Genomic DNA, 9,284 nt, shown 5'->3' on the forward strand with positions numbered 1-9,284 from the left:
AATAAATATTGTTAAATATTAATTATATACAGGTTTAAACAGAATAATATTTTGCTAATCGATGTTTTTTTACATAAAAATTATGAATTTCAATAATATTATTTAACCATTCATCACACATTAGATTGGTTCTTTATTCTATTTTAAATTAAATTTTAAAAAGTATATAAAACCAACCTAACTATGAAGAAAATTTTACTAGCAGCCATATTATATTTGGTTGTTTTCGCTGGTAACTTGTCTGCACAGCAGAGAACTGTTACAGGAACTGTAATTTCCAGTTCCGACAATCAACCAATTCCAGGTGCCAATATTCAAGTGAAGGGCACGAATATAGGAACAGTCACTGATATAGATGGTGATTTTTCTATACAGGTATCAGATGGGAATTCCACGCTGATTTTTACTTATATAGGGTATCTCACCAGAGAAGTCGTTGTAGGAAATCAAGAGATAATTGATGTCATCCTAAATGAAGACCTCAAACAACTCGGTGAGGTAATTGTGGTGGGCTACGGTGAGCAGGATAGAAAAACACTTACCTCAGCTATTTCATCAGTAAGTGCTAAGGATATAGAGAATCTCCCTATGCCCAGTCCTGACCAGATGATGCAGGGAAGAGCTCCAGGAGTATTGATTTCTGCTAATTCCGGTACACCAGGCGGTGGTATGTTTGTAAGAATTAGAGGTACAACCTCCATCAATGCAGATAATGATCCCCTATATGTGGTTGATGGAATACCAATCGTCTCCGGTAATCTCTCTGCGGTTGGTTTAGGTGGATCTACTGCCAATGCGATGGCTGATATAAATCCCGCTGATATAGAATCCATGGAAATACTTAAGGATGCTTCAGCAACTGCTATCTATGGAGCAAGGGCTGCCAATGGAGTGGTGTTGATTACTACGAAAAGAGGGAAAAGTCAAAAAGCCAAAGTTAGTATAGGAGCTTACCACGGTGTCCAAAGTGCTTGGAGAAAGCCTGAATTAGTAGATGGTTCTACTTTTGAAATGTTAAGGAATGAAGCAGCCGTCAACAATGGCGGTCAGCCAATATATGCTAACCCGGAGCAGGCAGTTAGTACAAATTATTCAGATTTTGTTTTTGGAGATGCTCCTATCACAAATTTCGACGTTTCTGTTACAGGAGGAAATGATCAAGTAAGGTATTTGGCTTCTGCTTCAGATTTCAACCAGGATGGAATCGTAGCTCCTTCCTCCTTCGGTCGAAGAACAGGCAGGCTGAATCTCGATGCTTTTGTATCTGATAAATTAAAAATTGGGACCAGTATACTTTATTCAAGAAATATCAGGAATAGGGTTAATAATGATGATAACATAGCAGGAGCTCTAGGAGGAACGCACTTTTTCCCATCCAATCTGCCTCCTTTTCAACAGGATGGAAGCTATACAAAATTCTCAATCTTTGAGAATCCAATAGCTGTAGTCAATGAAAATGATATTACAATGGTAACCAATAGGGTCTTGGCGACCGTCTATGGGGAGTACGAATTTTTTCCTGGATTAACATTAAGAAGTAACTTCAGTGTTGATTACAATAATATCAAGGAGGACACTTATATCAATACATTCCTAAATGCGGGAGCTGCTGTGAATGGGCAAGCAACTTCTATTGTATCGGTTTATGATAACTGGATTCAGGAAAACGTACTTAATTATCAAACGAATTTTGGTGCGGGGCACAGCCTAAGTGTATTGTTAGGAACATCTCTTCAACAATCTACTTTCGAAAGGACTACAGCCACGGGGCAACAATTCCCATCCAATGACTTTAAAAGAATAGCATCGGCAGCGGTACAAACATCGTCCTCCGACGGATCCATTTGGGGGATTGCATCTGTTTTCGGTAGGGTCAATTATTCTTATCAAAGCAAATATTTACTTACCCTTAACCTCAGAAGAGACGGTAGTTCGAGATTTGGTACAGCCAATAGATGGGGGACATTTCCATCGGCCGCAGTTGGCTGGAGGATTTCTGAGGAAGACTTTTTCAATAAAGGAAAGTTTGTATCTGATTTGAAAGTCAGATCAAGTTATGGAGTAACAGGTAACCAGAATGGAATCAATGATTTTCAATCAAGAGGACTTTGGGCCGGTGGTGCCAATTATGCCATCACTCCAGGAACTGAGCCTTCCCAGCTTGCCAATCCTGACCTTAGATGGGAGAGAACAGCTCAATTCAATATAGGTGTAGATGTTGCCATGTTTAATGAAAGGGTGAATGTTACTTTTGATTATTACAACAAACAAACCTCAGATTTATTACTAGCAGTTCCGATCCCAAGGTCCAGCGGTTTTACTAATATTTTCCAAAACTTCGGAGAAATGGAGAATAAAGGTTTTGAATTCTCAATCTCCGGGAGTCCCATAGTTAAGCAGGATTTTACCTGGGATATTAATTTTAATATTGCCCAAAACAGGAACAATATCAAAACCTTGGCTCAGTCCATTCCAGTTTATAACAGGGATATCATAAGGATGGAAGAAGGAATTCCTATGTATTCATTCTGGATGCATAACCAGCTTGGCGTTGACCCAGAAACAGGGGATCCGATTTGGGAAACCAAAGACCCTAATAGACCATTTGATCCTAATATTGATAGGTTTATCGTTGGAGATGCATGGCCAGATTTCTTTGGTGGTTTGACAAATACCTTCAGGTATAAAAACTTTGATGCCATGATATTTTTCCAGTTTTCATATGGCAATGATCAGCTGTTCTGGAATAGATTTTTTCAAGAGCATGGGGGAACAAGGAATACTAATTTCTTAGCCAGCCAGCTTGATAGATGGCAGCAGCCTGGAGATATGACTATGGTTCCAAGAATGACTAACGCAAATTATGCTGCTAATTTGAGGCCTTCAAGGTTTGTGGAGGATGGGTCCTACTTGAGACTAAAAAACATGAGTATTGGATACACACTGTCTCCAAGTTTTGCTTCAAAATTAGGGATGACTTCAGCTAGAGTATACATCAGTGGTCAAAATATTCTGACTTTCACCAACTATAGCGGGCTTGATCCAGAAGTTAATTCGACAGCTGGTACTGCTACTACACAAGGTGTGGATTTTTACGCTATGCCACAGCCTAGAGTATTTATGGGAGGTTTCAACATTACATTCTAAATTGAGAAAATCATGAAAATTAAATATATATATACAGGTATTTCTTTGCTGGTTCTGGGCTTTTTCAATGCATGTAATGTGTTGGATCAAGAACCGGAAATACAAATCTCAAATGAAGTCGCTTTTACCAATGAGAAAAGTGCTGATGCTGCGTTGGCGGGTTTATACCATCAATTGCAATCTGGGTTTTATTACGGCAGGAATTTTCAGAATATATGCGAAGTTTCCAGTGATATATCTCAAAGTGTAGGTACATGGGATTTTTACAGGGAACTAGATACCTACGAATTGGACGCATCCAATTTGGAGGTGACAAATTTCTATACAGCTGCCTTCAGGGCGGTGAATCAAGCTAACAATATTATTGCAGAAGTTCCTGGGATTGAAATGGACCAGGCAAAAAAGGATAATATTGTAGGTCAGGCCTATTTTGTAAGGGCCTTGGCTTTCTTCGATCTAAATAAAGTGTTTGGAGGAGTACCAGGTGTTCATGGAGATCAAAGTGTAGTACTTCCTTTAACTCCATCAAGAGCTGTAAATGAGGATTTATACCCCACAAGACCTTCTTTAGTTGATGGTTATAACCAAGTAGAAGCGGATCTTTTGTCTGCTTTAAATCTATTGCCTGAATCTCAATCTAATAATACTTCTACAAGGGCAAAAGCTGTTAAAGGTACCGCGAGAGCTTTGCTGTCAAGGTTTTATCTCTATACCAGAAATTATCCTGAAGTCATACGGTTAAGTACTGAGGTAATTGAGGATGGTCAGTATAGTTTGTTGGATAATTATATTGATATCTATGCAGGTGAATTTACCTCTGAATCAATTTTTGAACTTGAATTTATAGCAGCAGACCAAAGTGGTATGAGATTTTGGTACTTCCCAGGTGCGCAAGGTGGAAGGGGTGAGCTTGCTGTACATGAAAGTTTCATTTCTGAAATACAGAGCGATGAAAATGATATAAGAGGAACAATGTTTGGATTCGACCCTGTTCAGGGTGTCTTCTTTCCCACAAAATATCAAAAACCAGGTAACATAGATAATTTTCATATCATAAGGATTGCCGAAATGTACCTTAATAGAGCTGAGGCATATGCGCATTCTTCCGGAACCTTAACACTTGCGGTTGATGATTTGAATAAAATAAAAGAAAGAGCCGGGGTAGCTCCATATTCTGGACCGGTTACTCAGGAAGCACTTTTATTGGAAATTGAAAAGGAAAGAAAATTTGAATTGGCATTTGAAGGGCATAGTTTCTTTGACCTTGTGAGAACCGGAAGAGCTTTGACAGTATTAGGAAGTGTAGAAAGAAAAAATTCATCCGCACCAGTGAGTTTAGATCAGCCTTGGAAGCAGATTTTACCCATTCCTAGAGACGAATTATTGTCAAATCCCAACATGGTTCAGAATCCCAATTATGGAAACTAAGTTATATATGATTTTACTTAATTGTGTCATTCAATAGAACCGTATACATAGGAATTTATTCCAATCGACATCTTTTGTTTTATCAATCAACGCAAAGTTGATTATCTTAAAATTCTAACTATTTAAATATGAAAAAAATATTTATGCCAATAGTCTGCTTATTTCTATGGCTTTTGATAACGCCAAATCAAGAAATAAATGCGCAGACTTACGATGAATCACTATACGACGCAGTTCAATGGCGTCTTGTGGGACCCCATAGAGGCGGTAGATCTGCTGCTGTTGCGGGCGTCACCTCTGACAGGAACACCTATTATTTCGGTGCAACCGGAGGTGGTGTTTGGAAAACCGATAATGCTGGTAGGACATGGGAAAATATATCTGACGGCTATTTTGGCGGTTCTATCGGTGCAGTGACTGTTGCTGAATCTGATCCAAATATTATTTATGTAGGCGGTGGTGAAAAGACAGTAAGAGGGAATGTTTCCTATGGTTATGGATTCTGGAAAAGTGTTGACGCTGGCGAAACTTGGGAGCACTTGGGTATGGAAGAAACCAGGTTTATTTCTAGGATAAGAATTCATCCTGAAAACCCGGATATTGTATACGCAGCTGTTCTAGGCGATATTTTCAAGCCTACAGAAATGCGTGGTGTTTACAAATCAACTGATGGAGGGAAATCATGGGAGAGAAAACTTTATGCAGGTGAAGTAGCTGGTGCAGTGGATTTGATCTTGGATCCAAATGATCCTGAAACTATGTATGCCTCTACTTGGGACGTAAAAAGAACTCCTTATAGTCTAGAAAGTGGAGGACCAAACTCCAAAATGTTTAAAAGTACAGATGGAGGAGAAAACTGGACTGAAATATCAAGGAACCCAGGGTTACCGGAAGGGATATTGGGAATAATGGGGATTACCGTTTCACCTTTAAACTCTAATAGGCTTTGGGCAATAGTGGAAAATCTTGATGGCGGTGTGTTTAGATCTGATGACGCTGGTGCGACTTGGACTAAAACAAATGAAGATAGAAGCTTAAGACAGAGAGCTTGGTACTATACTAGAATTTATGCAGATACTCAGGATGAGAATACTGTTTATGTAGTGAACGTGGATTACCACAAATCTACAGATGGGGGAGAAACCTTTAAGAACTCAAGGGCTCCTCATGGAGATCATCATGATCTTTGGATAGATCCCAATGACAATACCAGAATGGTGATTGCAGACGATGGTGGAGCACAAGTTTCACTAGATGGAGGCGAATCTTGGTCAACTTATATGAATCAGCCAACAGCTCAGTTTTATAGAGTAACGACAGATAATCACTTCCCTTACAGAATCTATGGTGCGCAGCAGGATAATTCTACCATGAGGATAAATCATAGAAATGACGGCTATGGAATAACTGAGGATGATTGGGAAGTAAGTGCTGGTAGTGAAAGTGGCTGGCTGGCTGTGGATCCAACAGATAATGATGTGGTTTTTGGGGGTAATTACGGTGGATTACTTCAGTTACTTAACCATTCCTCAGGCGCGAGAAGAAATGTGAATGTATACCCTGATAATCCAATGGGGCATGGTGCAGAAGGTATGAAGTACAGATTCCAATGGAATTTCCCGATTTTCTTCTCTCCACATGATCCTGAAGTCCTTTATACGACCTCTAATATGTTTCATAGGTCGACTAACAAAGGACAGACTTGGGAGACTTTTTCTCCGGATCTGACCAGAAATGCCAAAGAAAAACTTGGACCCTCAGGAGGTCCTATTACGAAGGACAATACATCTGTAGAGTACTACAGTACCATATTTGCGGCTACTGAATCTCCACTTAAAAAAGGTGTGCTTTGGGCTGGTTCAGATGATGGTTTGATTCATGTTTCTAAGGATAACGGAGGAACATGGGAAAATGTAACACCTGAGAATTTTCCAGAGTGGACCCAGGTGAATAGTGTAGAGGGACATCCATTTGAAGAAGGAGGACTTTATGTAGCAGCCACTTCCTATAAGAATGGGGATTTTGCTCCTTACCTGTACAAGACTACAGACTATGGAGCAACATGGACAAAAATTGTAAGCGGAATAGACCCGCAGCATTTTACCCGTGTGGTAAGAGCAGATCCTGCAAAGAGAGGGATGTTATATGCAGGTACTGAAACAGGCATGTATTTTTCTTTTGATGATGGAGAAAACTGGCAGCCCTTACAATTGAATTTACCAATTGTTCCTATCACTGATTTGACGATAAAGGATAACAACTTGATTGCAGCAACACAGGGAAGAAGCTTTTGGATGATAGATGACCTTACAGTTCTACATCAACTTTCTGATGATGTAAAAAACAATGCTTTTCATCTATTCAAACCACAGGACTCCTATTTGCTAGACGGGGTAAGAAGAGAATCTCTTACTGCAGGTACCAATAGACCAGGGGGAGTTTTAGTTTATTACCATTTGAAAGATGAACCAAAAGAAGAGGTTAAGATCGAATTCTTCGATAATGATAAAAATCTTATAAGAGAGTTTTCTTCCAAAGGCATAGAAGGAGATACATTAAAATTCAAAACTGGATCAAATGAATTCAATTGGAACTTGAGAGTTCCAGATGCTATCGGATTTGAAGGAATGATCATGTGGTCTGGACCTTTAAGAGGACCTAAAGTTGTTCCTGGTAAATACCATGTAAGAATGACTGTTGACGGCCAGTCTCAGGATGAGTCATTCGAAGTTTTACCTGATTTGAGGTACCCTTCTTCTCAGGAGGATCTACAAGCTCAATATGATTTCTTACTTAGTGTAAGGGATAAGTTGACAGAAACCCATGAAGCTATCATCATGATCAGAAAATACCGTGATGAGCTGAATAAAATAGCAGAAGATAATCCAAGACAAAGAAGAAGGATAGAGGGGATTGTAAACACAATTTCTGATATAGAGAAGGAGCTTTATCAAACGCAAAATAGAAGTGGTCAGGATCCCTTGAATTATCCAATCAGGCTAAATAACAAATTGGCGCACCTAAATGTAATTGCGGGTACTGGTGCCTACAAGCCTACGGATGGAGCAGAAGAGGTCAGAATGGAAATAACGAAGCAAATAGATGTTCAACTGACAAAGTTCAGAGATATTGAACAATCACAGATATCCAATATTTTGAACATTGAAGAAATGAAAACAGAGTTGGATAGAAAGTAAAATAAAAAGGGGCCTCAAATGGCCCCTTTTTTATTTTTCATTGAAGTAATGGGTATTTTTATATAGTTGCAACCATCTTATAAAACATTGATTTTGAACCTGGAATTCTGGTACTCAGATTCGATTAAAATATCAAAAATGTTAATCAACGTTGAATATTAAGATCGCCAAAATGTAGCTGACTGATATAACAAGGCTTCGACTTTTAGAATAAAGCAGCTGAAATACCAAAATTGATCTGGTTCGCTTGAGTTCTAAAGGGACCGTTTTCACCTTGGAAAACTTGATTTAATCCATAATAACCCCAAATATTAAATCCAGGGAAGCCAATTCTGGTATAAACCCCATACCTAAGAGGACTAAAACCAAAAGACTGACGGTCTTTTATTTTGCGGGTCAGATTCTCTTCATCGGTATATTGAATTTTTGTTTGTGCATTGAGAAGGTAGCCTACTTTTCCTCCAACAGCAATTCTAAAGCTTTTACTGTAATCTCTTTTGTTAAAATGATACCTGAATTCCAATGGAATATCTATATAATTGGCAGAGACATTATTGGTGCTGATAGAAATGTTTTCTCCATACACTTCTTCTATTTCTAAAATCTGACTTGATTCAGGACCTAAAGCGGGATTGTTGAAAAGCGTTCGGTTTTCTCTAAATGCCATTTTATCAGTTCCTATTCCGATTCCTGGATTAAATGTGAATCCAGTTTCCTCTCCTATATTAATAGGGTATTGATAGGACACGTTAAAGGTTCTAGAGGAAAAAAAGTTGGTCCCAAGTTCATCTGGAATGTTATTTAATCTATTGAATCCAAAATCCAGAAACAGGTCGCCTTTGATATCCGGTCTTCCACCTATAGGTGTTCTTTCCCTTTTTTCTTCTTGTGCAAATAACAGTGATAAAGAGATAATATTTAATATCAGTATTAATGGTAATCTTTTCATGAAAGAGTGTATTGACTTTAAAATTTCGGCTAAATTATAAAATCATGCTTGATTTGCAGTTCTTTTCCTCTTAATTATTCTTAATTATACAATTGGCTACTTAATGACTTTTTAAAATCATTTAAACTTGTCTTTTGCTATTTCAGAAAACCTGCCTACTTTTGCAATCCCAAATGGCCTCGTAGCTCAACTGAATAGAGCACCTGATTACGGCTCAGGAGGTTTCAGGTTTGAATCCTGACGAGGTCACTACTAATCTAAATCACAAGAGATTTAACAAATCCATTTTAAATCTATTAAACATCTCCATGCAATTAGGGATTGTTTCAGAGTAAGTACCGTTTTTTTCGGTATTCGAATTTGAAGCTTTATTTCCTCTCCCAAAGAAATGTTTTTTTGAGAAAAAGGGAGAACTGCTGGATTATAAAACTTTCAAAAATGTTTAATTTTTTTTAGTCTTGAAATCAGGCAGTTGTGGGAAACTTAGAAGTTGAGTAGTAGAAAGAGTGTAGTATCACCTTGCAAACAGGGAAAAAGTTTTTACCTTTGCAATCCTGTTAGAC

Annotated in this window: 4 protein-coding genes and 1 tRNA gene; 4 read left to right on the forward strand and 1 reads right to left on the reverse strand. The window is 38.4% G+C overall.

Translation table 11 applies throughout. The features are described 5' to 3' along the window. The first annotated feature begins 183 nt into the window (after positions 1–183). The 3 genes from EA341_RS16530 (at position 184) to EA341_RS16540 (ending at position 7,772) form a co-directional block, all read left to right on the forward strand. Positions 184–3,147 (forward strand): TonB-dependent receptor, encoded by a 2,964-nt coding sequence (locus tag EA341_RS16530; protein WP_293016278.1) that lies wholly within the window; start codon positions 184–186, stop codon positions 3,145–3,147. Positions 3,148–3,159: 12 nt separating this feature from the next. Next, entirely contained in the window at positions 3,160–4,575 is a 1,416-nt protein-coding gene (locus EA341_RS16535) for a RagB/SusD family nutrient uptake outer membrane protein (RefSeq protein WP_293016279.1), read from the forward strand. Positions 4,576–4,703: 128 nt separating this feature from the next. Next, entirely contained in the window at positions 4,704–7,772 is a 3,069-nt protein-coding gene (locus EA341_RS16540; protein ID WP_293016280.1) for a glycosyl hydrolase, read from the forward strand. A gap of 205 nt (positions 7,773–7,977) precedes the next feature. Here EA341_RS16540 and EA341_RS16545 read toward each other — a convergent pair whose 3' ends face one another. Then, positions 7,978–8,721: a porin family protein gene (locus tag EA341_RS16545; protein WP_293016281.1), complete on the reverse strand. Its 744-nt coding sequence runs from the start codon at positions 8,719–8,721 to the stop codon at positions 7,978–7,980. Between the two features lie 175 nt (positions 8,722–8,896). Here EA341_RS16545 and EA341_RS16550 point away from each other — a divergent pair. Continuing rightward, positions 8,897–8,970: transfer RNA gene (locus EA341_RS16550), tRNA-Arg, on the forward strand. Positions 8,971–9,284 lie beyond the last annotated feature (314 nt).

This window comes from Mongoliibacter sp., from assembly GCF_007692705.1.
Taxonomy (GTDB): domain Bacteria; phylum Bacteroidota; class Bacteroidia; order Cytophagales; family Cyclobacteriaceae; genus Mongoliibacter.